This window comes from Kitasatospora sp. CM 4170 (assembly GCF_032110285.1).
Lineage (GTDB): Bacteria > Actinomycetota > Actinomycetes > Streptomycetales > Streptomycetaceae > Kitasatospora > Kitasatospora aburaviensis.
Genome location: NZ_CP134877.1, coordinates 581,355 through 607,189, shown reverse-complemented (window position 1 = coordinate 607,189; position 25,835 = coordinate 581,355). Strand labels below are relative to the sequence as shown.

The 25,835-nt window shown below is 72.6% G+C and carries 22 protein-coding genes; 9 read left to right on the top strand and 13 right to left on the bottom strand.

The genetic code is table 11. From position 1 onward, the window contains the following. Positions 1–261 precede the first annotated feature (261 nt). A complete protein-coding gene (locus RMN57_RS02700) occupies positions 262–1,035 on the top strand; it encodes a DUF6426 family protein (RefSeq protein ID WP_313761723.1) in 774 nt (257 codons plus the stop codon). Continuing rightward, on the top strand, positions 1,035–2,120 hold the full coding sequence (locus tag RMN57_RS02695) for a Fic family protein (protein WP_313761722.1): 1,086 nt from the start codon (positions 1,035–1,037) through the stop codon (positions 2,118–2,120). Before RMN57_RS02700 ends, RMN57_RS02695 begins: the two co-directional genes overlap by 1 nt. Before the next feature lie 150 nt (positions 2,121–2,270). Here RMN57_RS02695 and RMN57_RS02690 read toward each other — a convergent pair whose 3' ends face one another. The 3 genes from RMN57_RS02690 to RMN57_RS02680 form a co-directional block, all read right to left on the bottom strand. Continuing rightward, a complete protein-coding gene (locus RMN57_RS02690) occupies positions 2,271–3,365 on the bottom strand; it encodes a hypothetical protein (RefSeq protein WP_313761721.1) in 1,095 nt (364 codons plus the stop codon). Between the two features lie 33 nt (positions 3,366–3,398). Continuing rightward, positions 3,399–5,075: a M48 family metallopeptidase gene (locus tag RMN57_RS02685; protein ID WP_313761720.1), complete on the bottom strand. Its 1,677-nt coding sequence runs from the start codon at positions 5,073–5,075 to the stop codon at positions 3,399–3,401. A gap of 290 nt (positions 5,076–5,365) precedes the next feature. Continuing rightward, the gene (locus RMN57_RS02680) at positions 5,366–7,246 is read right to left on the bottom strand and encodes a transglycosylase domain-containing protein (protein WP_313761719.1); all 1,881 of its coding nucleotides are present in this window, start codon (positions 7,244–7,246) and stop codon (positions 5,366–5,368) included. A 907-nt stretch (positions 7,247–8,153) separates the two neighbouring features. Between RMN57_RS02680 and RMN57_RS02675 the strand changes: the two genes are divergently transcribed. Continuing rightward, entirely contained in the window at positions 8,154–9,035 is an 882-nt protein-coding gene (locus tag RMN57_RS02675) for an SDR family NAD(P)-dependent oxidoreductase (protein ID WP_313761718.1), read from the top strand. A gap of 66 nt (positions 9,036–9,101) precedes the next feature. Here RMN57_RS02675 and RMN57_RS02670 read toward each other — a convergent pair whose 3' ends face one another. From RMN57_RS02670 to RMN57_RS02650, 5 genes are all read right to left on the bottom strand, one after another. Next, positions 9,102–9,680 carry a helix-turn-helix domain-containing protein gene (locus RMN57_RS02670; protein WP_313761717.1) on the bottom strand — a complete coding sequence of 193 codons (579 nt, stop codon included), beginning with the start codon at positions 9,678–9,680 and terminating at the stop codon, positions 9,102–9,104. Positions 9,681–9,950: 270 nt separating this feature from the next. After that, positions 9,951–11,621 carry a B12-binding domain-containing radical SAM protein gene (locus tag RMN57_RS02665; RefSeq protein ID WP_313761716.1) on the bottom strand — a complete coding sequence of 557 codons (1,671 nt, stop codon included), beginning with the start codon at positions 11,619–11,621 and terminating at the stop codon, positions 9,951–9,953. Next, the gene (locus RMN57_RS02660; RefSeq protein ID WP_313761715.1) at positions 11,614–11,841 is read right to left on the bottom strand and encodes a hypothetical protein; all 228 of its coding nucleotides are present in this window, start codon (positions 11,839–11,841) and stop codon (positions 11,614–11,616) included. The genes RMN57_RS02665 and RMN57_RS02660 overlap by 8 nt, the downstream gene beginning before the upstream one ends. 137 nt (positions 11,842–11,978) lie before the next feature. After that, positions 11,979–13,958 (bottom strand): ABC transporter ATP-binding protein, encoded by a 1,980-nt coding sequence (locus tag RMN57_RS02655; RefSeq protein ID WP_313761714.1) that lies wholly within the window; start codon positions 13,956–13,958, stop codon positions 11,979–11,981. Positions 13,959–14,330: 372 nt separating this feature from the next. Continuing rightward, positions 14,331–15,332 carry a hypothetical protein gene (locus RMN57_RS02650; protein ID WP_313761713.1) on the bottom strand — a complete coding sequence of 334 codons (1,002 nt, stop codon included), beginning with the start codon at positions 15,330–15,332 and terminating at the stop codon, positions 14,331–14,333. A 270-nt stretch (positions 15,333–15,602) separates the two neighbouring features. On the opposite strand from RMN57_RS02650, the gene RMN57_RS02645 reads away from it, so the two are divergent. Continuing rightward, entirely contained in the window at positions 15,603–16,040 is a 438-nt protein-coding gene (locus RMN57_RS02645; RefSeq protein WP_313761712.1) for a hypothetical protein, read from the top strand. Positions 16,041–16,079: 39 nt separating this feature from the next. Here the strand turns inward: RMN57_RS02645 and RMN57_RS02640 are convergent, their stop codons facing one another. After that, complete coding sequence (locus tag RMN57_RS02640) at positions 16,080–16,733, bottom strand: TetR family transcriptional regulator (RefSeq protein WP_313761711.1); 654 nt, start codon at positions 16,731–16,733, stop codon at positions 16,080–16,082. Between the two features lie 93 nt (positions 16,734–16,826). On the opposite strand from RMN57_RS02640, the gene RMN57_RS02635 reads away from it, so the two are divergent. Beyond that, positions 16,827–18,350, top strand: a complete 1,524-nt coding sequence (locus RMN57_RS02635; RefSeq protein ID WP_313761710.1) for an MDR family MFS transporter — start codon at positions 16,827–16,829, stop codon at positions 18,348–18,350. Positions 18,351–18,458: 108 nt separating this feature from the next. Here the strand turns inward: RMN57_RS02635 and RMN57_RS02630 are convergent, their stop codons facing one another. Then, positions 18,459–18,965 (bottom strand): SgcJ/EcaC family oxidoreductase, encoded by a 507-nt coding sequence (locus RMN57_RS02630; RefSeq protein ID WP_313761709.1) that lies wholly within the window; start codon positions 18,963–18,965, stop codon positions 18,459–18,461. A gap of 90 nt (positions 18,966–19,055) precedes the next feature. Between RMN57_RS02630 and RMN57_RS02625 the strand changes: the two genes are divergently transcribed. Next, on the top strand, positions 19,056–19,517 hold the full coding sequence (locus RMN57_RS02625) for a MarR family transcriptional regulator (RefSeq protein ID WP_313761708.1): 462 nt from the start codon (positions 19,056–19,058) through the stop codon (positions 19,515–19,517). Between the two features lie 88 nt (positions 19,518–19,605). Here the strand turns inward: RMN57_RS02625 and RMN57_RS02620 are convergent, their stop codons facing one another. Both RMN57_RS02620 and RMN57_RS02615 read right to left on the bottom strand, forming a co-directional pair. Next, the gene (locus RMN57_RS02620; RefSeq protein WP_313761707.1) at positions 19,606–20,151 is read right to left on the bottom strand and encodes a GNAT family N-acetyltransferase; all 546 of its coding nucleotides are present in this window, start codon (positions 20,149–20,151) and stop codon (positions 19,606–19,608) included. A gap of 63 nt (positions 20,152–20,214) precedes the next feature. After that, complete coding sequence (locus RMN57_RS02615; protein WP_313761706.1) at positions 20,215–20,895, bottom strand: TetR/AcrR family transcriptional regulator C-terminal domain-containing protein; 681 nt, start codon at positions 20,893–20,895, stop codon at positions 20,215–20,217. Between the two features lie 88 nt (positions 20,896–20,983). Between RMN57_RS02615 and RMN57_RS02610 the strand changes: the two genes are divergently transcribed. Continuing rightward, on the top strand, positions 20,984–22,099 hold the full coding sequence (locus RMN57_RS02610) for an FAD-dependent monooxygenase (protein ID WP_313761705.1): 1,116 nt from the start codon (positions 20,984–20,986) through the stop codon (positions 22,097–22,099). A gap of 131 nt (positions 22,100–22,230) precedes the next feature. Here the strand turns inward: RMN57_RS02610 and RMN57_RS02605 are convergent, their stop codons facing one another. Beyond that, positions 22,231–23,055: an aspartate/glutamate racemase family protein gene (locus RMN57_RS02605; RefSeq protein ID WP_313761704.1), complete on the bottom strand. Its 825-nt coding sequence runs from the start codon at positions 23,053–23,055 to the stop codon at positions 22,231–22,233. A 285-nt stretch (positions 23,056–23,340) separates the two neighbouring features. On the opposite strand from RMN57_RS02605, the gene RMN57_RS02600 reads away from it, so the two are divergent. Beyond that, entirely contained in the window at positions 23,341–24,042 is a 702-nt protein-coding gene (locus tag RMN57_RS02600; RefSeq protein WP_313761703.1) for a hypothetical protein, read from the top strand. A gap of 257 nt (positions 24,043–24,299) precedes the next feature. Further along, the gene (locus tag RMN57_RS02595) at positions 24,300–25,805 is read left to right on the top strand and encodes a tyrosinase family protein (RefSeq protein ID WP_313761702.1); all 1,506 of its coding nucleotides are present in this window, start codon (positions 24,300–24,302) and stop codon (positions 25,803–25,805) included. Positions 25,806–25,835: the final 30 nt, after the last annotated feature.

Below are 25,835 nucleotides of genomic sequence, written 5' to 3'. Positions count from 1 at the left end.
GCCCGCGGATGACCTCCGCACAGTCTGTGACGCCTGTTGCGCAATGTGACTGGAGGGGCTGGTGTGGTGGCTGAAATCCCTTCTGGCCAGGACGTGCCGGCTCTGCCAGTGTTGCGCCGCGCCGCCGAACAGCCTGGTGGGCTCGGCGGTGGGCGGCTTGGGAGGCGGGACGCCTCCGGATTCGGGTCCGCGTTCATGACCCGCACTGCGTCGACCGCGATCCCCGCCGCCATCGGACAGTTCTCCCTGGGGAAGAAGGCAATGGAACTCAAGAAATTCGTGGTCGCCGCTGCTCTCGGCGCCACCGTGCTCACCGCCGTGCCCGCACTGGTCGCTCCGCAGGAGGCGGCCGCCGGTTGCTGGGGCGATTCCTACTCCGACTGCACCCCCGACGACCCGGGCCCGGGCGATGGCGGTGGCGGCGACTGGGGTGGCGGTGGCGGTGGCGGTGACTGGGGTGGCGGCGGCGGTGGTGGCGGTGGTGGCGGCACCTACGGGCTCCCCAACGTCAGCGAGGGAGAGATCGGTGACTACCTCGCGGGCTCGGTCACCATCGTGGGGCGCCGCGAGGGGATCCAGTTTTACCCCGACGACCCGAGGCGGGAGACCGAGTTCTGGGGCGACGGCATCCAGCGCGGCGGAGGTGGCGGTGGCGGCGTGTCGGCGGGTGCCGTCGTCCACAGCCAGGGCCAGAAGTGGAACGAGCGGCAGAACTGCCTCAAGAACCCGGGCGAGGTGCCGACCAAGATCACCCAGGGCGTCAACTACCAGGTGTCCTTCAAGGCCAGCGCGAACCTCTCGGCCAAGGCGTCGGAGGTGCTCAGCGGCACCCTCAACGCCGAACTCAACTCTTCGATCACCCGCTCCTACAACTATGAGGTCACGATCAACCCGGGGCAGACCTGGGCGCTGAACGTGGAGTACCAGACCGTGACCTACGCGATCACGACGGCGAACTGGCTCGGCATGTACACCACCGACTATGTGAACGTCACCGGGCCGACCGGCACCGTGTTGTTCACCACCTGCAATTGATGCCCGACCGTCCCGTCACGACGGCGGTGCGACGGGTGCTTCCCGTCGCACCGCCGCTCGACGCCGTGGCCATCCCACCCGTCGACCGCCGCCAGGCACTCGACGCGCTCGCCGAACTGGCGACCGCCGCCCGCACGCACCTGGACGACCCCGACCTCTTCCACCGCCCCCGATGGCGACCCAAACTCCACCTGAAGCGCATCGCCGGAATCGACCCGGCGCAGCTGGCCGAGCAACTCGCCACCGCTGCCGAGAACCGCACCACGACCGGTCTCCTCGCCGTCCACTCGGTCCGCGCCGAGCTGCTCGAACACCCCGGCCGACGGCCCTGTTTCACCCCGGAGGCACTCGCCGAGCTGCACCGGCTGCTGATCGCGGGGGACCCCAACATCACCGCCCCGGGCGGGTTCCGCCGCGCGGCCTCCACCGTCACCTGGCCCGACGGCCGGGTCTTCGCGATTGCGACCGCGGCCGGTGCGCAGCTGCGGGAGCGGATCGAGTACTGGCACCACTGGGGTACCCGCACCACCGCGCCCCCGCTGGACGCCGCCGCGCTGGCCACGGCGGGGCTGCTGACGATCCATCCGTTCCCGGACGCCAACGGCCGCATCGCCCGCCTGCTCGGCCAGTGCGACCTGGTGGCGGCGGGCCTGCTGCCCGGCCTGCTGCTCGATCTGGACGGCTGGACCGAAGCGCACCACACCGAGCACGACCCGGCCCTGGTCGCCGCCGCCGACGGCGACCTCATGGCCTGGGGAGTCATGTTCGCCCGCGCGGTGACCGACACCGCCCGGCACCGCACCGGCACCGTCACGGCCTACGGCCGACTACTCGACGCCGCCCTCGCACAGGCCGCCGACGACCCCGCCGCCGTGGCCGTCCTCACCCAACTCCGCGCCGCCCCGGCGCTCTCGGCCGCCTGGCTGCGCGACCGCATCCCGCACGAGCCGCAGCCGGCGCTGAACCGCCTGCGCGCAGCGGGCGTCCTCACCGACCACCCCCGCCTCCCGGGAGCGCTGATCCACCCGCAGCTCATCGAGCTGCTCGACACCCCCTACCGGCCCGACCCGTGCCTCACGGGCTGAGCGTCGCTCCGGCACGGCGGAACGAATCGAGGGCGGAGACACCGCCGGTGTGCCTGCCCACGTTGAAGGGGGCTTGCGCCCCGACGCGAAACGGCCGCTCCCGGGGGCGGGAGCGGCCGTGCGGTAGAGCGGTGGAGCAGTGGGTGCGGCTCAGGCGGCCTGCTGCTCCTTGGCGGCGAAGCGGGCGGCGATGGCCCGGATGCGGCAGTAGACCGCCGCCGGGTCGTCCGTGTAGCGCCAGGGCAGCGCGCCGACGTAGCCGTCGACCAGCTTGAACTGGGCGAGCGCCTCGGCCGGCCGGTCGGTCATGGTGTAGCACCAGGCGAGCAGGTGGCGGATCTCCGCGGCCCGGGGGTGGTCCGCCGGGGCCGCGTCGACGGCGCGGCGGGCCGCGTCCACGGCCGACCGCGCGTACGGGGCGGACCAGTAGGCGCTCTCGTCGTCGTCGGGCTCGTGCTCGAAGAGCGCGACCAGCCGCATGCCGGCGAGCAGGGTGCCCTCCGGGGCGTCGGTGGCGGCGCGGTCGGCGAAGGCGTTGGCCTCCTCCTCGGAGCCGTGCCACTTGGCGGACTTGTACTGCACGGCGGCGTAGTGCGCCGGGTAGAGGTGCGGGTCGCGGGCGGTGAGCCCGGCCCAGACCTTGTCGAACTCCGCCGGCGGGTAGTTGAGGCCGAGGGCGATCCAGAGCTCGGTGGTCCACGGCAGCGGGTCTTCCGGAGCGAGCTCCTGCGCCTCGCGGGCGGCGGTGCGGGCCTCGGTGAGCATGCGGTGGAAGCCGCCGGCCTGCTCGTCGCTGGTGTGTTCGGCGTACGCGGCGCCGCGCAGGCGCCAGGCCAGCTTCACCAGCGCTTCGGCGTGGACGAGCGCGGCGTCCGGGTCGCCCGGCCGTTCGGCCCGCCAGGCCCGGAGCCAGTCGTCCTCCTCGGCGGCGACGTCGGCGAGTTCCCCGACGATGCGGTAGCGCCGGTCCCGGTCGCGGCCGGCCGCGGCGAGCTGGTCCGCGCAGGCGCGCCAGTCGCCGCCGGTGGCGGCGGTGCGCAGGGCGTCGAGCTCGGGGGAGGCACAGGCCCGGTCGGTCTTCTGCTGCTCCTCGGGCAGCATGCCGTGCTCGGTGACGACGCGCTCGTGCCAGGAGTCGAGTTCGGCCTGCTTCCCGGCCGTGTAGCGGTTGAGGGCCCAGGTGAGCAGCTTGAGTGCGCCGACGACGACGGCGCCGACGAGGATGACGATGACGGGGGCTGACATGGTGAAACCTTGTGGATCTCGGAGGGGGCCGGGTCAGGGGGTGGTGACGGTGGCCGTGGTGGCGGGGAGTCCGGCCTCGGCGAGCAGGGCGCGGACGGCGGCGGTGTCCGGGGTGTCGGAGCAGGCCGCGTCGAGGGAGGCCGTGAGCCGGTCGCCCAGGCCGTCGGGCAGCCGCAGGTGGGCCGGCCCGGACCAGGAGAGCTCCCAGCGGGTCAGGCCGGCGTCGACGAGGGCGAGTACGGCGAGCCGGGAGAGGGCGCCGCGCAGGACCGGTCGGGCCAGTTCGCGGGCGGCCCGGCCGGTCGCGGCGCGGGCCTCGTCGCTGAGCGGCAGCCGCTCGACGAGCTCCCGGGTGCGGCCGGAGTCGATCGCGTCCAGCGCGCCGCCGATGGTGGGCGGCAGGCCGAGGGCGGTCAGGGCCTCGCCCAGCGGGCGGGTGGACTCGCGGCAGTCGGCGAGCAGTGAGCGGTGCACCAGCTCCGGCCAGTCGACGCGCTCCTTGCGGGCCGCCTCGGGGACGAGGCTGACGACCTCCAGCGCGGCGAGGACCTGCTCGGCGTCGCGCAGCAGACCGAGGGCGGGGGCGGTGCTCCCGGCGCCCCGGCCGTCGTCGGGCAGCGCCTCGACGGCGGCGACCCGGCGGTCGATCGGCGGGTGCGAGTCGTACGGGTCGGGCTCGGTCTCGGGCAGTTCGAGGGCCAGGGCGTCGAGTTCCTTGCGGCGCTCGGGGTCCGCGAGCAGGTGGGCGAAGCCGCCGTACAGCTGCCCGGCCGGCGGCAGGAGGCCGGCCTCCCAGCCGAGGGTCGCGTAGTTGCCGAGGTAGAAGTCCTGCGCGGCGTCGAGCACGGGGATGCGGCGCAGCGCGGAGGCGGTGGCGTCGCGTCCGGCCAGCCGGGCGGCGACCAGGTCGGCGGCGTACTCCTGACGGCGTCCGACCGCCTCGGAGACGCGGAAGTAGAGCTTGCCGTACTGGGTGAAGATCTTGGCGAGCACCCGGTCGACACCGCCGGTGGCCTCCTCGGAGGAGGGCTTGCGGCCCTTGGCGAGCCGCTTGTCGGCCTTGGCCTGGAGCTTGGCGGCCTCCTTGGCCTTGTGCGCGTCGGCCCGCTGGTGCAGGCCGCCGACGGTGCGCAGGAGGGCGGTGCGACCGGCCAGGGTGACGCCGGCCAGGCGGACGTCCTGGTTGCTGTAGTGCCCGAACTCGTGGGCCAGCACGGACTCCAGCTCGGCTTCGGTGAGGCCGATCAGCAGGGGGACGCCGATCACCAGGTGCCGCTTGCCGGGCAGCAGGCCGAGGAGCCGGGTCTCCTCCCGCACGCCGGCGTTGACCTCGGGGATCAGCCGGATCTCGGCCGGGCCGCGGACGCCGGTGCGCTCGGAGATGCGGTCGACGACGGCCCACAGCGCCGGCTGCTCCTCGCGGGTGACCGGCAGTCCGGGCAGCTCGCCGTCGTCCTCGCGGTGGCGGGTGAGGAAGACGACCCGGACGACGGGGTAGGCGATGACGGCGCTGACGGCCCAGATCTTCACCAGCGCCGGGCGCAGTTCGCCCGAGGCCAGGTAGAGGCTGACGTCGACGGCGATCAGTGCGGCGACGATGCCGAGGGCGAGCAGGTAGAAGCCGGCGAGCATGGCGACGGCCGTCAGGGCCCTGACGGATGTGCTCATGCCGGAGGAGGGCCTGCCGACGGCAGGCTGGGACGCGCCCATGCGGGTTCCTTCATCGGGGGAGCGCCACTGGGGGAGGTGACGCCGGGGAACGGAGGTGCTGCTGAACGTGTGTTCGGCAGGTGAGCATGGTAGCTGCCGGGGGTGACGTTCCCCCACCTGTTTCCCGTCCGTGACCTGCGGCTTTCGACCCGGGCCCCCGCCGACCCGGGCCCCCGCCGACCCGGGCCCCCGCCGGGCCGGGCGCCGCCGACCGCCGGAGCCGGCCCGGCGCGGCGGGAGCCGGCTCCGGCCGCGCGGCGGCGCCCCGCTGCCCGCCCCGATGTCAGGTGTCAGCGCTGCGGGCCGGGCGGGGTCGTGGCCGGCGGGGTGGTGGCCGGCGGGGTGGTGGCGGTCTCGCCGGGGTTGCCCGGCTCGGGCTTCGGCGGGGCCGGGTCGGGGATGTAGGCCATCGGCAGGGGCTGCTTGGGCGCGCCGCGCAGGGCCTGGTTCATGGCGTCCCGCCAGATCGGCCCGGGGCCGTCGGCGCCGAACACCTCGTCGTGGTGCTTCCCGTTGATGGTGATGTCGCGCATCTCGACGCCGCCGTCGGGGCCGCCGAGCCAGACGGCGGTGGCGAGCTGCGGCGTGTAGCCGCTGAACCAGGCCGCCTTCTTGTGGTCCGAGGTGCCGGTCTTGCCGGCGATCTGCCGGTTGCCCTCCAGGTTGAGCGCGGCGCCGGTGCCGTTCTCGGCGGTCACGCCGTTCAGGATGGTGTTCATCGCCTGCGCCGTGGAGTCGGAGAACGCCTGCTGGCAGTGGCCGGCCGGGACGGGGACGTCCTTGCCGTCCACCGTGGTGATCCTGTTGATGGCGATCGGGGTGCAGTACTTGCCGCGCGCGGCGAAGGTCGCGTAGACGTTCGCCATGGTCAGGGGGCTCAACTCCTCGACGCCGAGGGCCATCGCGGGGACCTCCTCCAGCGGCTTGCCACTGGCCTTGGCGGTGATGCCGAGCTTGTTGGCCATCTGCTTGACGGAGCAGAGGCCGATCTCCTGCTCCATCTGCACGAAGTAGGTGTTGACCGAGAGGGCCATCGCCTTCTTGAGCTGGTACGGGCCCTTCTCGTTCGCGGATTCGTTGGGCACCACCGTCTTGGGCCGGGCCTCGTTCTTCCAGGTCCCGCCGCAGGTCTTCATCGTCGGGTATTCGAGCCGGTTCGGCGACGAGTACTCCTGGGTCGCCGGCAGGCCCGCCTCCAGCGCCGCAGCCGCGACGACGGGCTTGAAGGTCGAACCGGGCTGGAAGCCGTTGCCACCGCCCATCGCCTTGTCGACGTTGAGGTTGACCATGGTCTGCTTCTTGGCCGTCTCCACGCCGTACGGGCGGGTCTGGGCCATCGCCAGGATCTTGCCGGTGCCCGGCTCCATCATGGTCGCCGCGGCCGAGACCGGGTCGGTGACCCGCACGTTGCCGCTGACCGCGTTCTGTGCGGCGGCCTGCTTGTCCGGATCCAGGGTGGTGTAGATGTTCAGGCCGCCCTGGACCCAGAACGCCTTCCGCTCGGCGGCGGTCTTGCCGAAGACCGGGTCGTGCTTGACCACCTCGCGGACGTAGTCGCAGAAGAAGCCCGTGCCGGCGTTGGCGGTGATGCAGCCGTTCTGCGGCGCCTGGTACCTCAGGCCCAGCGGTGCCTCCTTCGCCTCCTTGGCCTGGTCCGCGGTGATGTGCCCGGCTTCGAGCATCTTGTCGATCACCACGTTGCGGCGGATCTGCGCCGCCTGCGGGTGCAGCTTCGGGTCGTACGCCGTGGGGTTCTGCACCAGACCGGCGACGGTGGCGGCCTCGGCGATGGTCAGGTCCTTGTTGGACTTGCTGAAGTACCGCTGGGAGGCGGCCTCCACGCCGTAGGCGCCGTTGCCGTAGAAGGTGATGTTCAGGTAGTTGGTGAGGATCTGCTCCTTGCTCAGTTCCTCCTCCAGTTTGATCGCGATCTTCAGCTCCTGGACCTTGCGGCCCAGGGTCTTGCGCTGGGCCTCGCGCACGGCGTCCGCGTCGTCGCCGGCCTTCTCGACGTTGACGTTCTTCACGTACTGCTGGGTCAGCGTCGAGGCGCCCTGCGAGGTGGTGCCGCTCTCCGCGTTCTTGCCGAGGGCGCGCAGGATGCCCTTGAGGTCGACGGCGCCGTGCTCGTAGAAGCGGGCGTCCTCGATGTCCACCTGCGCCTTGCGCATGTAGGGCGACATCTGGTCGGCGGCGAGAACGGTGCGGTCGCGCTCGTAGACCTTGCGATCAGCCCGCCCTTCGCGTCGAAGATCTGGGTCGCCTGGGTGAGCGGCGGGGTCTTGAAGTCGTCGGGGATGTTCTCGAAGCCCTCCGCCGTGTCCATGGCGGCCAGCCCGAGTGCACCGGCCGCGGGCAGGGCGATGCCTGCCAGCAGTGCGCCGGATACCACGCTGACGCCCAGGAAGGTCGCACCGTGGCGTGCCAGTCGAAGCGGCGACGTGCGAGCCGGGGGGAGGGCTGCGCCGGCCGCGTCGGCGGTGTCATCGGTGGAATGCGCTGTCGGCGGGATATGTGAGGCCATGTTCGAATGCTAGACCCCGAATTCCGGGCAGCGAACGAATTGCCGCCCGCCAATGTAGCGACCCTGTAACAGGTTCAGAAGGCTTGCCCTGAAGGGGTTGAGCGTATACGTACTCAATCACCGAAAGTGTCCTGAGTATTGGCTGTCGAAGAACCCTCATTGATGGAGTGTGCTCGAATCGACCATTTCCGGCGGGTGCTCCGCCCGCCGCCCGGCGGGTGCATGTCGCCCCTGCTCCGCACCTGTGCATCCGCGGCTCCGCGTCCGACGCCCCTCCCGTCGTGTGGCCCTGACACCCGTATAGATGCTGCGAGTGGGTCGAAATGTTGCGTGCACATCGCACCCGGTTGTGGAGCGGCCGGCCTCGGTTGCTGCGGAGGGTGCTGCGCCGCCCGCCCGGTCGGCCGGAGCCTCAAGTCGCGGGCCGCCGGGGTTCTTGCCGGTGCCTTGTGCGGCCCGCTCAACTAACCGGATTCCTATCCGGTAGTGCTAGCGTGTCCACCGATTCGGATAGCTATCCGATTTGGTCGGCACGGTTGTGGGAGGTCGAGGCTGTGGAGCAGCGGGCAGTGGTGACGGCGGGAACCGGCGGCATCGGGTTGGAGACCGCGCTGGGGCTGGCGGCGCGCGGGTTCGCCGTGACGGTGGTGGGTCGTGACGCGAGGCGCGGTGCCGGCGCGGTCGAGCGGATCGCGGCGGTGTCGACCGGGGGTGCACCCCGGTTCGTGGCGGCCGACCTGGCGTCGCTCGGCGAGGTGCGGGCGCTCGCCGTCCGGCTGGCGGCGGAGGGGCCGCTGCAGGTGCTGGTCAACAACGTCGGCGCGATGTTCGCCGAGCGGCGGCGGACGGTGGACGGGATCGAGGCGACCTTCGCGGTCAACCACCTGTCGCCGTACCTGCTGACCGAACTGCTGCTGGACCGGCTCCGGGCGGGCGGGCCGAGCCGGATCGTGAACGTCAGTTCCGCCGCCAGCACGCTCGCCAAGCGCACCTTCGCGGCCGTCGAACCGCCCGGCGGCTACTACGGCTTCCACTGGTACGGTCGCGCCAAGCTCGCGAACCTCGCCTACACCCTCGACCTGGCGGAGCGGCTGCGCGACAGCGGCGTGAGTGTCTTCGCGGCCGACCCGGGCGGCGCCGCGACCGACATGACCAACGGAACCATGACCTCGCCCAGGATCGTCTCCCCGCCCCTGCGCCTGCTCTGGCCGCTGGTGCGCCGGAGGTTCGAGCGCTCCACCGCCGGTCCCGCCTCCGAGGCCGCGCGGTCGTCCATCGCCGCCGCCACCGACCCCTCGCTCCACGGGCGGACCGGCCTGCTCATCGGCCCGCAGGGCCGGCCCGTCCCGGCCTTCCGCGGCGCGACCGACCCGAGGATCGTCTCCGACGTCCTCCGGCTCAGCCGGCAGCTCGCGGACCGGTGGGCGAGCGTGTGACGGGGGCGTCCGAAGCCATCGCGGTCCGGTCTTCCGCCCTGCTGCGAGGCGCTCGGGGGACCGCCGTCAGCGCGGCGGGCGCAGCCCCTCCAGCAGGATGCCGAGGTAGAGCTCCCGGCGGGCTTCGTCGCAGTCGCCGGAGCGCAGCGCGTGCTCGATGCCGCAGAGCAGCCGGCGCACGTCGCCGGGCCCGAGGTCCGGCCGGACGGCGCCGGTCAGGAGGGCGCGGTCGAGCAGCTGCGCCACGGCCCGGTCCAGCTCGGCCTTCAGGGCCGCCGTCTCCGGCTCGGCGTCACTGGCCGACTCCAGCACGGAGGCGAAGCCGGTGTCCTCCAGCGCTCGGGCGAGGGTGAACCGCAACAGCCGGTGCAGGCCGGCCAGGGCGTCCTCGTCCTCGGCCGCGGCCCGGGCCTCGGCCAGCAGCTCCCGGAACCGCTCGGCCGACAGCGCGGCCATCAGCGCGAGGCGGTTGGGGAAGTGCCGGTACACGGTCCCCACGCCCACTCCGGCGAGCCGGGCGATGGCGTTCAGCTGGAGCGAGTCGTCGCCGGCGGCCAACTGCTCGCGGGCGACCTGCAGCACCCGGGCGCGGTTGCGCGCGGCATCCGCCCTCAGTGCTGGCACCTGCTCGGCCTTCGACGTCATCGGCCCAGCATAATCGGCGCCTGCCCCCGCCCGGCCGTGAGCAACCGCACCCACCGGATCCTCCCCCTCCACCCCCTTCACGGCACCCCGGGACGCCGAGCGGGACCGCTTCACACCGGAGCCCGGGGCGGACCGGGGACGGCCCGGGGAGGGCCTGAGGGTAGCCCGGCGGCGACCCCGGCAGCCGCCCGACGCGCGCCGCGGCGCCGACGCCCGTGGGGCGCCGGCGCCGCCGCGAGGGCCCGGCCGGTCGGGTGCTTAATACAGGTGCTAGTGGACGTGGGGCTGCAGGACCGGGCCCCGGACGGCGCCCAGGTCGATCGCCTCGGTGAGCGCGTCGACGTTGGCCAGGAAGAAGCCGTTGCGCAGGCCGAGCAGCCGGTCGCGGACGTCCTGGCAGAAGGTGCGGCCGGGTTCGGGGTCGAGCAAGGACGCGTCGCCGCCCTCGAAGGCGGCGGCGGACGCCTCGATGGTGCCGAACAGCTCCTCGTTGGCGGTGGCGGTGAGGTCGGCCAGCGCCCGGCGGTACTCCCCGGTGCCGGTGAGCCCGGGAGCGAGGCGGCCGACCGTCTCGAACTCGTCCCAGGCCCAGTTGAGTTCGTGCGACAGCCCTTCGTCGCCCACCCAGTGGCCCGAGACGGCCTTCAGTCGGTGGTAGTAGTCGTTGAGCCGCGGGTCGAGGAAGTCGTAGTCCGGGCGGGTGACGTCGCCGCGCAGCCGGCCCTCCAGCTTGAGCCGGTCCCGGATCGGTGTTCCGCCGTAGGGCAGCATGCGGCAGAACGTCGCGGCCGCCGAGCCGTCGCCGACGATCTGGCGCAGGAAGCCGACGTTGGCCCGTACCGACTCGAAGGTGCTGGACGGGTCGAACAACATGAAGCCGTACGAGAAGAGCAGGCCGACGTCCTTGAGCACCCGGACGCCGGTGAGGTTCTGCTCGACCGTCATCTGTTTGAACAGGATCTCCAGCCCGGACTCGACGCCCGACTCGATGCCCATGTAGACGAGGAAGAGCCCGGCCTCCCGCAGCGCGGCGAACAGCTCGGGCTCCACGTACTCCGCCCGGCAGCTGATCTTCCAGATGGTCCGCTCGGCGAGGCCCGTGTCGTGCAGCCGTCCGGCGAGCTCGTCGACCCACTTGCGTCCGGCCCGGCCCCACAGCGGGAAGTCGTCGTCCTGGAAGAGGAACACCCGGACGCCCTGCTCGCGGTGGAGGAGCCCCATCTCCTCGACGACCGTCTCGGCCTTGCGGACCCGGACGACCTTGCCGGGGGCCGTGCGGTAGAAGGTGTGGATCGAGCAGAACGAGCAGCGGCGGGCACAGCCCCGGCTGGCCAGCAGCGGGGCGGTCGGGAAGCCGACGATGGTCTCCGGCGCGTGCGGCCGGTAGGGGAACGGCAGCGTGTCGAGGTCCTGGACGAGCGCGCGGGGCGGGCTCTCGGCCACCGCGCCGTCGCGCACGAACGCGAGACCGGGGGTGGAACGCCAGTCCGCGCCCTCGGCGAGACGGTCGACCAGCTCGGCCAGGGTGTGCTCGCCCTCGTAGCGGGCTACGGAGTCGAGCTCCGGCATCTGGGGCAGCAGCTCGTCGTGGCACAGGCTCGCGTAGTGGCCACCGATGGTGAAGTGGCTGGTCACGCCGGCCCGGCGGAGCTCGGCGGCGACCTCGCGGAACTGCGGCAGGAAGAACTGGAAGATCAGCGAGAAGCCGACGACCAGCGGCTGCGCCGCGGCCAGGCGGGCCGCGATCCGCTGCGGCCCCTCGCGGACGTCGATCAGGTCGACCGTGCGGCCGCGTTCCTGGAGGACGGCGGCCAGGTAGCCCATCCCGAGGTTGCCCTGGTCCTGGTAGCCGATCAGGACGACGTCGGGACCGGCGGACCGGTCGGGCCCGTGCAGCGGCCCGGCCGGTGCCGGCTCCGGGAGGACCCGTGAACTAGCCATTGGCGTCGGAGATGATCCGGGAGGCCCGGGCGGCGCCGTCCGCGATCGCCTGGTGGACCGCCGCGGAGGCCTCCAGCCGCGCCGCGATCAGGTCGTTGCGGACCTTCGGGGAGAGCTTGTCGAGGATGTACTCCATGTCGATCGGGTCGAAGATGGGGTGGCGGTGCCAGGCCAGCAGCGCGGGTAGGTCCTGGCCGGGCGGAGGGGTGGGGGCGTTCATGGCGACTCCTTGGGTCGGGTACGCACCAAGGTAGGTCACGGACGGTCGCCGGAAGTTGACGTGTGGTCACCTCCGGCGTGTCCGTGCCCCGGTCGTCGGCGGCCCGGCGCCGGTCGGCGGAACCGACCGGCCTCCGGTCAGCCGTCGTCCCCGGACCGCTGCACCGGGACGGACCGGCCCCGGTCGTGCTGCAGCGCGCGCAGGTCGGCGAACATCCCCGGAGCTGCGGCCAGCTCGTCGAAGCCGCCCTCCTGGATCACCCGGCCGTGGTCGAGCACCACGATGCGGTGCGCGACCCGGGTGTTCTCCAGGTTGTGGGTGACCAGCACGGTGGCGCAGTTCCTGGCGATCTCGGCGAGCCCGGTGAAGATCCGGTGCTCGGCGCGCGGGTCCATCGCGCTGGTGGGCTCGTCGAGGATCAACAGCGTGCCGCTGCGCGCCCGGTGGAAGGCGGCGGCGGTGACCACCCGCTGCCACTGGCCCTCGCTGATCTCGGCGCCGCCCCAGAACTCCTTGGCCAGCAGGGTGCCCAGGCCGTCGTCCAGCTCGGCGATCACCTCGTCGGCGCCGGTGGCGGCAGCGGCTTCCAGGACGGCCTCGTCGCCCTGCCCGCAGGGCTGTCCCAGGGTGATGTTCTGCCGCACGGTCAGCGGCCAGTGCGAGAAGTCCTGCTGCACCAGTGCGGTCTGCCGCCACAGCAGGTCCGGGTCCATCGCGCGGGTGGAGACGCCGTCCCAGGTCACCTCCCCGCCGTCGGGCAGGGTGAGGCCGCACAGCAACTTCATCAGCGTGGACTTCGCCGCCCCGTTGACCCCGACCACCGCGACGATCTCACCCCGGCGGACGCGGAAGTCCACCCCGCGCAGGGCGACCCGGTCCGAGTTCGGGTAGGCGAAGGTGACGCCCTTCGCCTCGATCACCGACGTGGCCGGCGGCGGTGCGGCGACGCCCCGGTCGAGGCGCTGCGCACGGGCCATCCCGGTGAACTTCTGCCAGTCCCCGACGTACAGCCCGGTGCGGTGGACGGCCGCCGAGTAGTTCGCGGCCGCGTGCAGGTCGGCGGCGGCCGAGCGCAGCGCGATGACCGCCGTACCCGCCGAGGCGAGGGTGACGTGGCCGTCGGCGAGGAGCCAGGCCAGGCCGCCCCAGACCAGGAACGCCCCGGCGCCGGACGCGACCGCCCCGTACAGGCCGAGCACCGCGCTGCGCTGCGCGGCGGTGTCCGTGGCGTCGGTGACCTTGGCGGCGGCCCGCCGGTAGATCCCCAGCAGGAACGGAGCGAGGGTGTTGGAGCGGACCTCGGCCGCCGAGCGGCGGTCGCACAGGTACCAGCGCAGGACGTTGGCCGCACGGGTCGCGCCGAAGGTCGCCATCATCGCCCGGTAGAAGGCGTTGGCCGCCGCCGTGCGTGCGAGGGCCTGCGGGATCACCGCGACCACGAGCAGCGGGAACAGCACGGGGTGGATCGTGGCGATCACGATGCCGGCCGCCGTCAGGTTGGCGGTGTAGCCGATGACGTCACGGGTCTGCGAGAGCAGGTCCCGGGTGGCGCCTGCGCCCCGGTCGCCGGCGTCCCAGGCGGCCTGGAACCTCGGGTTGTCGTAGGCGACGACCTCGGCGCGGGTGGCGGCGTCGATCAGCTCCAGCTCGGCGGCGCGCGCGATCTTGGGGCCGATCCGTTCGGCGGCCCACTCGCTCGCGATGCGCAGCAGGGCGGCCGTCCCGGACATCGCGGCGAGGAAGGCCACGGAGGGGATCGAGCGGTTGAGGCGGTCGGCCACGGAGCCGGTGCCGGCCACCAGCTGGGTGATCATGCCGGTGGTGGCCAGCAGCCCGAACGCCTGGGCCGCGGCCGACGCCACCGCGCAGCCGAGCAGCACGGCCAGGGCGCGCCGGTCGGCCTGCCGTCCGAGGCGCAGTGCCAGGGCCAGGAGCCTGGGGAGGGCGCGGGCGGTGGCCCGCAGGGTGGTCTTGCTGCCGTCGATGATCTCGGCGTCGCTGCCCGGGGGCTGCCACTCCATCATCGCGGAGTCGTCCGCGCCGTCCGTGCTGTCCGTGTTGGCGGCGGTGGCGGAGGTGTTGGCGGTGGCGGAGGTGTTGGCGGCGGCGGTGTTCAAGCGGCGACCTCCCCGGCGAGTGACCGCCCACGAGGTGCGCGAGAGGGTGAACTAGGTTGATTTGCAAGGGAGTTGGTGATGCTCCGAGGGTCTTCCATGGCGCTGCATCCTGCCCCTGTTCGATCGGGGCGTTCAACCCGGGCGGTTCCGGGCGAGCCTCGGCCGAAGGGTGGGTTTTCGATTCCGGGCGACTTCCGATCGCCGGTTGCCGGGCGGCGGTGGCTACGGCGGGCGAGCGGCTCGCGGGCGCTCCCCGGGGTGGCGCGAGGCCGTCCCCGCCCCCGAGGCGGGGATTCCCTCATCAGAAGGACCGACCGGCGCGGCGGCTGGCGAATGCCGCAGCTGCGGAATCAGAGGTGTGCTCCCCGCAGCTCACTCCGCCTCGCCCCCGTGCTCGCCGGCCCCCGACCCGCCGGTCCCCAGCTCGCCGGTCCCCAACTCCCGCAGCCGCTCGGCCGCGTGCGAGGCGGCCTCCCGTGCTCGGGCCGCCTCGCCGTCGGCCGTACGGACCTCCGCCCGGGCGGTCCGTACCTGCTCCTCGGTCCGCGCGAGGTCCTCTCGTGCACGCGCGTCACCTTCCTGCGCGGCGGCGAGCGCTGCCCGGGCCCGATCCGCCCTCTCCTCGGCCTGCTCCCGGGCCGATTCGGCGGCGCCCAGGGCGCGCCCGGCCGCATCGCGGCGGTCGGCCGCCTCGCGTACGGCCTGCTCCGTCCCGGCCACGTCCTGGCGGGCCTGCTCCAGTGCCCGCTCGTGCGCCCGAGCCTGCTCGCGCCGTCGCTCCTGCCGGGCCCCCGACTGCTTCCCCGTACCGGCCGGTGCGGCCGCCCTCCTTCCGCCCCTCGGCGCTCCGGCGGGGGTGTCCGCAGCCTCGCCCTCCGGCTCCCCGACCGCAGCCCCGGGCCAGAGCACCGGCTCCAGCGGAGCGGTCAGCCGGCCCTGGGCCAGTGCCCGTGCGGCGTTCGGGTCCGCGAGCGCGGCGCTCAGCGTCCGCTCCAGATCGGTGACGGCCTCGGCCCCCAGCGGGTGGCCGGCCCGAGCTGCCTCTCCCCGGGCCTGCTCGGTCAGCGCCCGCACCAGCTGCCGGCGCTGGTCGGTGAGGGCGCGAAGCTGTTCGCCGGCGAGGTGTTCCTGGGCGTCCCGCAGCGCCTGTCCCAGCTCCAGCAGCTGCTCCACCAGGTCGCCGTGGTGGTGGACGAGGAGGTTGGCGGCCCACGCGGCCAGGGTCGGCCGCCGCAGCGCCCGCACCTGCTTAGCGATCTGGGGGTCGGCCTTCCTGAGCCGGTCGGCGTGGCCGTTGCGGGCGGAGGTGAACTCACCGGGGGCGAGGGTGTAGAGCTCGTCCGCGATCCGGTCGAGGTCGGGAGTGCTGGCCATCGTCTCGCTTCCGCGTCAGGCACGGCGCCGGACGGGCCGCAGCGCGGCAGCGTCCGACTGGCCCGTACCGCCAGCCTCGCCGCGGCGACGCCACCCCGCACGCGCTGCTGGGCCGACCGACGCCGTCACGGGGCGCGCTCGGAGGCGACGACGGCGCCCTGAGCGGCTCCTGGCGCCGGCCGCCGGCCCGAACCCGGCTGCCCGCAGCGACTGTCCGCCACCACGGCGGGCGGGTTGCATCCGCCGAGCCCCGCGCGACAGGATCGGCCGGTGTTCGAACTCCTCCCCGGCGTCGGGGTCGTCCTGCCCGGCCGCGCGGGCGTGTTGCGCTTCGGCCTGGACGACCGGGCCACCGGCCGTGCCCTGGTCGCGCTGGACGACGCCCGAGCGGTCCCGATGCTGGACGCCACCTGGACCCACACCGCCCGCCACGCCGACGTCGAGCTGACGGCCTGCTCGAACGAGATCGACTGGGTGGCCCCCGAGCCCACCGAACTCGTCCTGCGCACCGTCGTGCTGAGCCGCGCCCGGCCGGCCTCCTGCGGGCCGGGTGTCACCCCGGTCGTCCTCGACGGCATCGACCTGTTCGGCCACCCCGCCGCCGACCTTCTGGAGGCCTTGGACCACAACCTGCCCCCGGGCCTCTGGCTCGAACTCCCACCCCGCCGTGGCTACCTGACGGCCCTCCGCCTCCGCGCCGCCGAGTGACCAGCGCGACCGGCCGGGCCGCGTGCTCTGAAGGCCGCGTCATCGGCGGCCGTAGTCGCCGAATCCCTCCTGGAGGTGGGTGAGGGCCGTCTCGCCGTAGCGGTGGGTGTCCTCGGCGAGCCGGGCGATGTCGTGGTCGCCCGCGAGGATCCGCCGTCTGACGTAGTCGATCAGTGTGCGGTGGACGCCGATGAGAGCGGCGGCGGTGACGGCCGGGCGGGGATCGTCGGCCGACGCGCGCGTTTCCGCCACGAGGAGTCGCGCCAGTGACTCGGTGTAGCGCGCGAGGATCTGCTGCTCGCGGGCGAGCAGGGCCGGGCTGCTGCCGATCATGTGCGACACGGCGAGAAGCTGCTTCGCGCTGCCCTGGTCGCGGGCGGCGAGGAGGCCGCGCGGGGTCAGGACGAAGCGGCCGAAGGCCGCGAGGACCGACTCGCCGGGGCCGCGGTCGTGAACAGCCTGCAGGAGCTCGGTCTCGAAGCGTTCAAGGCCGCTGTAGACGAGGTCTTCCTTGGTCGGGAAGTAGTTGAAGACAGTCCCCGCGGAGACGTCGGCGGCCTTGGCGACCTCGGTCACGCTGACCTGTTCGAACCCGCGCTCGGCGAACAGCCTGCGGGCGGTGTCGGTGATCAGCCGGCGGGTCCGCTGCTTCTTCCGCTCCCGCAGACCGGCTTCCTCTTCCGCATCGGACATATCAGGAATCCTAGCGCGACGTTTCATGTCGCTTGAAATTTGGGGTCGATGTAAAATTGTGGGCACAGCAGAATTTCGGAGGAGGCGACTCCCGTGACCACGTCGAACACTGAGGCTGTAGCCCCCCGGGCGCAGGTGCTGACGCGTGAGATCATCACGCTCGCCGCCGTGGTCGTGCTCGGCTCGATCATGACGATCCTGGACGCGACGATCGTGAACGTCGCCCTGCCCACGCTGGGGCGCGACTTCCACGCCTCGATCACCACGATCCAGTGGGTGTCGACCGTCTATCTGCTCGCCTTCGCGAGCGTGATCCCGCTGACCGGCTGGGCGAGCGAGCGTATCGGTACCAAGCCGCTCTGGATCGCCTCGCTCGCCGTCTTCATGGCGGGGTCGTTGCTGGCCGGGCTCTCCTGGTCGATCGGCGCGCTGATAGCGTTCCGGGTGCTCCAGGGCCTGGGCGGTGGGATGATCATGCCGCTCGGGCAGACCATCCTGGCCCGGGCGGCCGGCCCGCAGCGGATGGGGCGGGTGATGAGCATCGTCGGTGTGCCGATGCTGCTGGCCCCGATCTTCGGACCGGTCATCGGTGGTGCGATCGTCGGTAACGCCAGCTGGCGCTGGATCTTCTTCATCAACCTCCCGGTGGGCGCCCTCGCCCTCGCGCTCGCGGTGCGACTGCTGCCCTCCTCGCCGCGGCGCGGCGGAGGGCGGCTCGACGCGCTCGGTCTGGTGCTGCTCTCCGGGGGCGTCGCGACCTTCCTCTACGGGCTCGCCGAGGTCGGACGGGCCGGGACGCCCACGGCGGCCGGTCCGCTCGGCGCGCTCCTGCTCGGCCTCGCGCTGGTGGTCGTGTTCGTGGTTCACGCCCTGCGCGCGCCGAATCCGCTGATCGACGTCCGTCTGTTCGCCCGGCGTGGATTCGGTGCGGCGGCGGCGACCAACCTGGTGCTCGGTACGGCCCTCTTCGGCGTCGCGTTGCTGCTGCCGCTCTACTTCCAGCTCGTGCGCGGCCTGACTCCGCTGGAGACCGGCCTGCTGCTGATCCCCCAGGGGTTCGGGGCCCTGTGCGCCATCGGCGTCGCGGGTGCCATGACCGACAGGTTCGGCGCTCGGCGGGTCGTCCCCGTCGGCGTGCTGCTCGCGCTCGCCGGCACCGTCGCGTACGGCGGGATCGGTGCCCACGACCCGTACTGGTACCTCGGCGGTGCGCTCTTCCTCGTCGGCGCGGGTCTGGGGGCGACGATCACCCCGTCGATGGCCGCGGCCTTCGAGGGGCTCTCCCGTCGGGAGGTGCCGCAGGCGACGAGCGCGCTCAACGTGGTCCAGCGCATCGCCGGTTCGCTCGGCACCGCCCTGCTCGCGGTCGTCCTCCAGCGGTCCATCACGGCGGAGATTCCGGGACTGCACGGTGGCCTCGGCCAGGCCGCGGCACGTGTCGCCGCCGACCCGGCGCGCACGCAGCCGGCACTGGCGCACGCCTTCGGCGCCACCTTCTGGGTCGCCCTCGTGTTCACCGCGGCCGCTCTGGTGCCCGCACTCATGCTGCCGAAGCGGCAGCGGGCGGCACGGCCGCCGCACGGGGCGCCGGCGCCGGTCGCCGATCGGCACGGGTGACTCGACGGCTCCGGCCCGTTCGAGGCCTGCGCCCGGTGGTGACCGCGGACGGCCCGGGACCGCCGGGCGATCAGCCGGCGACGGCTGGGGCTCGGCGGTGGCTCCGGTTCAGTTCGCGGCGGGTCGGCTGGCCGGCTGGAAGCGGAAGGAGACGGCCTCCATCAGCGGCTTGCGCCGGGTCTTCTGGACGGCGGCGATCCGCCACCGGCCGTCGGCCTGGCGCACCACCGTGTACGTGGCGAGCTTGCCGAGCCTGCCCTGCCGGCCGTCCTTGCCACCCTTGCCGCCCTTGCCGTTCTGCTCCGCGGCGCCACCCTTGCGGACGTCGCCGCGGGTGACGACCACGGCCGCGTCGGTGCCGTAGAAGCGCAGGTCGGTGATGTCGAGGATCAGCCGGGTGTCCTTGAGGAAGCTGCCGAACAGGGCCTGGTGGGCGCGGCCGATCTCCTCGCCGCCGTGGTAGACGGTGCCGACGTAGGTGACGTCGGTGGCGTCCGCTGTGAAGCAGGCGCCGTACGCGGTGCCGTCGCCGTCGGCCCAGGCGGCGGCGCTGCGCTGCAGCAGGGCGCGGATCGCGGCGGCGTCGGTGGCCCCGGTGGTGGTGACGGTGCTCATGGTCTCCCCTTCCATGATAACTTCGTCGAAGAAGTTGCTTCGTTAAAGATTTCTCTTCGTTGAGGAAGAGATTAGGGAGTGGGGGAGCCCGTGTCAACGCCCGCCTTGCGATCGGATGCGAGCGAGGTCTACCGCCGGTACCTGAGCGCCGTGATGCTGCACGGCCATGCCAGCGCCAAGGCCTGCGAGCTCGGCGCCACCGACCTCTATGCGCTGAACATCCTTCAGCTCACCGGCCCGATGACCCCCGGTGAGCTGGGCACCCGCACCGGCCTCACCACCGGGCCGACCACCCGCCTCATCGACCGCCTGGAACAGGCCGGCTACGTACGCCGGGCCGCCGACCCCGGCGACCGGCGCAAGGTGATCGTCGAACCGATCGGCGAGCCCGCCGACCTCGACCGGGTCATGGCCCCGGCGCGGCAGCGGATCGGCGAGCTCCTGGGCGGCTACTCGCCCGAGCAGCTCGAAGTCCTCTTCGACTACTTCGCCCGTGCCACCGACGCCTACCAGGAGGCCGCCGACCAGCTGCGCGCCAAGAGCGCGGACTGACACGCGGGCGCAACGGGGTCGCGGGCCCCTCGCCCGGTTGCGAGGGGCCCGCGGGCCTGTGGGGCGGGGTGGGCCGTCGCCCCGGCGCTCAGAGGGGATCGAGGAGCATCAGGACCTCGTCCCGGGTGTCGCCGGGTGCGAGGCGGAGTGCCCCGGGCCAGCGACCGACCTCACGCCATCCGAGCCGGCTGTAGAAGCCCTCCAGCCCCTCGCCTCCCCGGGCCGCGAGACGGAGCTGTTCGAGCCCGAGTTCGTCGCGGGCGATCCTCCGCAGCTCACGCATCAGGGCGGAGCCGACGCCTCGTCCGCGGAAGTCCGGGTGGGTCTGGAGGTGGTTGACCGTTCCCCAGTGCCCGACGAGCCGGAAGGGGTCGCGGTTGAGGACGACCCATCCGGCCAGCACACCGTCGAATCCCGCGGTGAGGAGCCGGCAGTGCTGCGGGTGGAGACGGTCGACGAGCCCGTCCGTGACCGGCGCGACGTCGTCGACCCGGACGGGCGGGAAGGGGAAGCCGGCGGCACCGCCCGCGTTGGTGACGGCGATCCAACAGTCGGTCAGCCGGCGCCGGAGTTCGGGAGTGACCTCGGTGGCCCCGCTGAGCTGGGCGAGGGTGGGCGTGCTTCCGTGCGTCATGGAGACGAGCATGTCAGTGGGGCCCGGCGCGGGCGGTGCTCGCGTCGAACCCTCGGGCGCGCGTCAATGTGCGATGCGGGCCTCGATGCCGTCGAGGAGGAGGTCGAGGCCGGCCCGGAAGGTCTGGTCGGCGTCCAGGTGGGGGCCGTCGCGAACGACCCTCGCCAGCGCGGGGAACCGGCCCGTTGCGAAGGTCCGCTCCAGGTAGGGCCCGAAGGTGGCCTGCCACTGCCTCTTGTCCATCCCGGTGGCCCGCTCGGCGCGCCGCTCGGTGATCTCCCGGCGTACCGCGCCGATCACGTACGCGTTGACCGCGGCGATCGCCGGCACGGCGGCGTCCAGGTCGACGCCGCCCATCGCGGCCACCACGGCTTCGCCGCTCGCCAGCGTGTGCGGCCCGAGCTGCGGCCGCCCGCCGATCAGGTCGGCGAACCATTCGTGCCGGTGAACGGCGTGTCGGGTGGCTTCGGCAAGGGAGCACAGCGCCTCCCGCCAGCCGTCTCCGGTCGGCCGGATCTCGGCATGGACCGCATCGACCATCAGGTCGAGCAACTCGTCCTTGGTGGCGATGTAGCCGTACAGCCGCATCGGCCCGACGTTCAGCGCGGCGGCGACCTTGCGCAGTGACACCGCCTCCAGGCCGTCGGCGTCGGCCAGCCGGATCGACGCTCGTACGATCCCATCCCGGCTCAGCGGGGCCGGCGACGGTCGATCCAGCGGCTCCGGCCGCTCCCACACCAACATGCCGCCGACAATACATCGTCAGTGATACGGTGCCATCAGGGAATACAGTGTATCGGTCGATACGGTGAATCGGGGGGAAGTCGTGACCATGAACATCGCCATCGTCGGAGCCGGCCTGGGCGGCCTGGCGCTCGCCCGCGTGCTGCACGTGAACGGCATCGACGCCGTCGTCTACGAACGTGAACCGTCGCACGGCGCGCGCAGCCAGGGCGGCATGCTCGATCTGCACTCCGGGACCGGGCAGCGGGCGATGCGCGCGGCCGGCCTGATCGACGGGTTCCACGCGATCGCCCGTCGCGCAGGCCAGGACCTGCGCCTCCTGGAGCCGGACGGCACCCTGCTGCTGCAGGAGGACACGCCCGACGACGCCCCGCTCGACCGGCCCGAGGTCGACCGTGCCGATCTGCGCAACCTGCTGCTGGACTCGCTTCCCGAGCAGGCGGTGCGCTGGGGGCACGCGTTCGAAGCCGCCGACAACGGCCTGCTGCACTTCGCGGACGGCAGCAGTGCGACGTACGACCTCCTGGTCGGCGCCGACGGCGCGAACTCCCGCGTCCGCGGGCTGCTCACCGACGCCCGACCGGTGCACACCGGCCAGAACGTCGTCGAGCTCGGCATCGCCGACATCGACCGCACCCACCCCGACCTCGCGGCGACGGTCGGGCGCGGCAACTACTGGGTGCTCGGCAACGGACAGTCCCTGTCGGCGCAGCGGAACGGCGACGGCTGCGTACGCATCTACCTCAGCTTCCACCACACCGCCGAGGACTGGTTCGCCACCAGCGGGATCCCGTTCGACGACCCGGCCGGCGCCCGGGAGCGGCTGATCGAGCTGTTCCACGGCTGGGACTCGCAGGTCACCGCACTGATCGCAGCCGGTGACGACACGATCCTGCCGCGGCCGATCACCACGCTCCCGGTCGGCCTGACCTGGCGGTCGACGCCGGGCGTCACACTGCTCGGCGATGCCGCACACCTGATGCCGCCGGTCGGACAGGGTGCCAACATGGCGCTGCTCGACGGCGCCCTGCTCGGCCTCGCGCTGGCCGCGCACCCGGACGACTGCCCCGCCGCCGTCGAGGAATACGAACGCGAGATGTTCGAACGCACCGGCGCAGCCGCCCGGCAGTCCGCCTTCGTCCAGGAGGTCCTGGCCTCGCCGGACGCGGGCCGGAGAATGCTCGCCTTCTTCCAACCCGCCTGACGGCAACCGCTTGCGACGAGGCAGCCGGCCCGGGGCCCCCGACCGGCTCCCGGAGCTCACTCCGACCAGCCCGATGCAGGCCCGGTGCGCGCCCGGTGCGGGCCCGGTATGGGCTCCGGGACGCGTTCCGCTCAGATCGCCGGGGCAGTCGCCAGGGCTCGGGTGGTGGCGGAGAGGAGAGCTTCGCGAGGCACGCGCGCCGCGGTGGCCAGGGCGCGGCCCACCGGATAGGCGTGCGCGGCCATCGGGAGGAGGCCGGGGCGACCGCTGAGCACCACGTCGACGGAGCCCGGGCCGCCCCCTGCCTCCCCGGTGCGATCCGTCCGCCGCAGGACTTGGCGGGCGACTGCTTCCGCGCTGTCGTAAAGGGTGGTCCCGGCGGGCAGGCTCTGCAGAATCTGCTGAGCCACCAGGGGGTAGTGCGTGCACCCCAGCACCACGGCGTCGCAGTTCCGGGGGGTCCGCTCGGCTGCATCGGCGATCGCTTCCGCTGCGGCGGCCGTGTCACCGTGGTCGATCGCTTCGGCCAGGCCGGGACAGGCGACGCGCGCGACGGGCACGCCGCTCGCGAAGTCCGCGATCAGGCGCTCCTGGTACGCACTCGCCGTGGTCCGGACGGTCGCCCACACGGCGAGGCTCTGGCCGGTCGCCGCGGCCGGCTTCACGGCGGGGACGGTTCCGATCACGGGAATGCGGGGCTCGAAGGTCGCGCGCAGGGCGTCGATCGCGGTGACGGTCGCGGTGTTGCAGGGGACGACGATGGCCTCCGCGCCGCGTTCGGCGGCCAGGTGGGCGGCAGTGAGCAGGCGGTCCGTGACGAAGGAGGCGGACTTCGGCCCCCAGGGAGCGCCCTCGGGATCCAGCAGCAGAAGCAGATCGAGTTCCGGGGCGAGGTGCCGAAGCCAGCCGGCGGTCGAGAGGAGTCCGAATCCGGAGTCGATCAATGCCACTGTCATGCGGTCAACGTACCAGTCGGGTCTCGGCGCAGACCGTGCCGAGAATCTGCACCGGCCCCTCGTCAAGGCCGGGCGGGATCGTCGGGCTGCCCTCGATCTGCCGGCGCCCCGCAGGGCGGGTCGGTAGCAGGCGAAGCGAGGGCCCGGACGCCGGCCCGCCCGTCTCTTGGACTTCCACAAGTTCGTCACAAGAACACCGGCCCCCTCCCCTTGACGACCTCGCCCCTGGAAGCATCGTTGCCGGGCATCGGGGAGGTGCCCGGGGCGTGATCGAGGGGGGTTGCGATGAACGCGCTGATCAAGGACGCCAGGCCGCCCGGCGGATTCCGACGGATCGCCGGACCGGCCGTCCGCGTGCTGACCCAGGCCCTGGTCCTGCTGGCCGGGCTGGCCGCCACCGTGCTCGGCTTCACCTGGTTCGTCGACGCCTACGACGCGGTGGGCGCCTACCGGCACGCCCCGGTGTGCGGCACGGCGGCGGCCACGCCCGGCACGGACTGCCTCCTGCACGAGACCGGGAAGGTGACGGCGCGTGCCGTCCACAACAGCGACGACGGCACCAGTTACGAGCTGACCGTGGCGCGCGAGACGGCCCCCGAGCGCGGCTACATGGTCGGCGAGGCCTTCTACGACGACGCGCACGTCGGCGTGGACGTGGACCTGGCGCTCTTCCGGGGGCGGGTGGCCGAACTCTCCTACCAGGGGCACCGTGCGGAGAACACGATCACGCCGTGGAAGACCGCTGCGGAGGTGGCCCTGCTGGCCGGCCTGGGATCGGCCCTCACCGCCCAGGGTCTGACCTGGTGGCGTACCGGCCCGCAAGGGCTCCCCTTCGGCGTCGCCGTCTACACCGCCTTCTTCGCGTTCCTCGTCGGCCTCTTCCTCCTGCTGACGCAGTGGCCGCTCGCCGTCACCCTGGGCCTCCCCGTCGTCGGGTGGCTGGGCGTGACCGCCGCGAGCGTGGCGGGTTCCCTGGAGGACGCCTGACGCGCGCGGTCCCGGCCTCGACTCCGGGGGGCCTCCGGAAAGGGCGTGCTGCGATGCGGGATGCGAAGTTCGTACAAGGAGCGTGCCCATTCCGGACTGCCCGTCGGGTGGTCGATGCATCTCCGGCCGATGGCCTGTGTCGATCCTCAGGATGGTTCGTGGAGCGTCGCATACTCGGGGCAGCTGACGCGTGAACCCCGGCGACTACTGCATCCGGTCGACCGAAACGCCCTGTTCGGAGCCCCACCGGAGGAACCATGCCCACGACCGAGAACGGACCGCCCGTTGAACAAGTCGTTGCAGCGCCGACCTATATGGCGGACATTCGCTTCTTCTTCCGGCCCCAAGACGTGGAGCACATGGCCGCCAAGGGGGGAATCGAGCTCGGCACCTACGAGGGGGTGAAGGAGAATGCGCTCGCGATTGTCGCACACACCACTCCGCCGAACGGGGACATGCCCCCGGACGCGGAGGGGAAGTGGAGCGCCGAACGCTTGCAGACCTTCCGGAACTGGATCATCAACGGATACCCGGTCGGCGCGGCCACGCCGGTCGAGCCACCGCCGGCCGCGCAGCCCCCGATCCGGTTGCGCAAGGACATCACGACGCTGAGCGACGCCGAGTTCGACAAGCTGACGGCAGCGTTCAACGGCCTGATGGCCCGCGACCCGGGGGACCCGAACAGCTACTTCGCCCTGGCCGGGCAGCACGGGCTCCCGAAGAAGAAGTGCGCGCACCTCGAGGACCGCTTCAACCCCTGGCACCGCAAGTACCTGCGCGTCTTCGAGGACGCGCTGCGCTCCGTCCCCGGATGTGAGGAGGTGACGCTTCCCTACTGGGACATCGCGACCGCGCTGCCGGTCCGGCTGCAGAACCCGCCTCTCGACAAGTACGTCCTGCCGGCCGATCCCGGCGCCGCCGCGCATCCTCCCGTGACCGGATTCTTCCCGTACACGACCGAGCGCTTCCCGGCCGCCGACATCGCCCGGAACGTGACGGAATTCGGGGTCCTCGTTCAGGTCACCACGTCGCTGAATCAGTCGCTGTGGGGCTCCTTCAATGTGGGCGGCTACCAGAAGTTCTCGATCCAGGCCCACGACAACGGTCACGGATCGATCGGGCCGACGATGGGAAACCAGCGTGTCTCGGCCTTCGACCCGGTGTTCTGGTTCTTCCACTGCAACATCGACCGCCTCTGGCTGAGCTGGCAGACACGCGTCGGCGCGACCACGATCGCCGGATTCAAAACCACGCTGGGGGAGGGCGCCGGCTGGTTCACGGGCCCGCTGCGCAATCAACTCGATCCGTTCGGCGTGACCGTCGACCAGGTGATCGAGCCCCAGGCCTCGTACGACCGACTGGAACTCGTCAGCCCGGTGGAGGGCGCGATGGAGAATCTGACCGGAAACATCGACGCCGCCCGCACCTTCGCGTTCCGCAGCGACAGCCCGGTCTCGGTGCGGGTCAAGGGGATCGACCGGCTGAACATCCCGGGGTCGTTCATCGTGAGCCTGCTCGCCGACGGTGAGCCGGTCGCGAAGCAGTTCTTCTTCCAGTCCGACGAACCTCGGACCTGCGAGGGCTGCGTGAACCACGGCCTCGTCAACATCGACTTCCGGATGAGTCAGCAAAAGCTTCTCGACCGGACGCTGACCGTCCGTATCGACGTGCCCGGGCACACCGGGGAGATCGGTACGGCCTTCCCGCTCTCACGGGCGGGCAATCCCACCATCAACGCGCGGCTCCTGGTGCAGGAAGCCTAGCGGTCCCTCCGGAGGTACTCCCTCGGCACA

Coding starts and splice junctions, on each gene's coding strand:
- RMN57_RS02610 (WP_313761705.1), top strand. CDS start 20,984: ATGAACATCGCCATCGTCGGAGCCGGCCTGGGCGGCCTGGCGCTCGCC.
- RMN57_RS02615 (WP_313761706.1), bottom strand. CDS start 20,895: ATGTTGGTGTGGGAGCGGCCGGAGCCGCTGGATCGACCGTCGCCGGCC.
- RMN57_RS02600 (WP_313761703.1), top strand. CDS start 23,341: ATGAACGCGCTGATCAAGGACGCCAGGCCGCCCGGCGGATTCCGACGG.
- RMN57_RS02595 (WP_313761702.1), top strand. CDS start 24,300: ATGCCCACGACCGAGAACGGACCGCCCGTTGAACAAGTCGTTGCAGCG.
- RMN57_RS02640 (WP_313761711.1), bottom strand. CDS start 16,733: ATGTCCGATGCGGAAGAGGAAGCCGGTCTGCGGGAGCGGAAGAAGCAG.
- RMN57_RS02650 (WP_313761713.1), bottom strand. CDS start 15,332: ATGGCCAGCACTCCCGACCTCGACCGGATCGCGGACGAGCTCTACACC.
- RMN57_RS02620 (WP_313761707.1), bottom strand. CDS start 20,151: ATGACGCACGGAAGCACGCCCACCCTCGCCCAGCTCAGCGGGGCCACC.
- RMN57_RS02690 (WP_313761721.1), bottom strand. CDS start 3,365: ATGTCAGCCCCCGTCATCGTCATCCTCGTCGGCGCCGTCGTCGTCGGC.
- RMN57_RS02680 (WP_313761719.1), bottom strand. CDS start 7,246: ATGCGCAAGGCGCAGGTGGACATCGAGGACGCCCGCTTCTACGAGCAC.
- RMN57_RS02605 (WP_313761704.1), bottom strand. CDS start 23,055: ATGACAGTGGCATTGATCGACTCCGGATTCGGACTCCTCTCGACCGCC.
- RMN57_RS02660 (WP_313761715.1), bottom strand. CDS start 11,841: ATGAACGCCCCCACCCCTCCGCCCGGCCAGGACCTACCCGCGCTGCTG.
- RMN57_RS02695 (WP_313761722.1), top strand. CDS start 1,035: ATGCCCGACCGTCCCGTCACGACGGCGGTGCGACGGGTGCTTCCCGTC.
- RMN57_RS02665 (WP_313761716.1), bottom strand. CDS start 11,621: ATGGCTAGTTCACGGGTCCTCCCGGAGCCGGCACCGGCCGGGCCGCTG.
- RMN57_RS02670 (WP_313761717.1), bottom strand. CDS start 9,680: ATGACGTCGAAGGCCGAGCAGGTGCCAGCACTGAGGGCGGATGCCGCG.
- RMN57_RS02630 (WP_313761709.1), bottom strand. CDS start 18,965: ATGAGCACCGTCACCACCACCGGGGCCACCGACGCCGCCGCGATCCGC.
- RMN57_RS02685 (WP_313761720.1), bottom strand. CDS start 5,075: ATGGGCGCGTCCCAGCCTGCCGTCGGCAGGCCCTCCTCCGGCATGAGC.
- RMN57_RS02700 (WP_313761723.1), top strand. CDS start 262: ATGGAACTCAAGAAATTCGTGGTCGCCGCTGCTCTCGGCGCCACCGTG.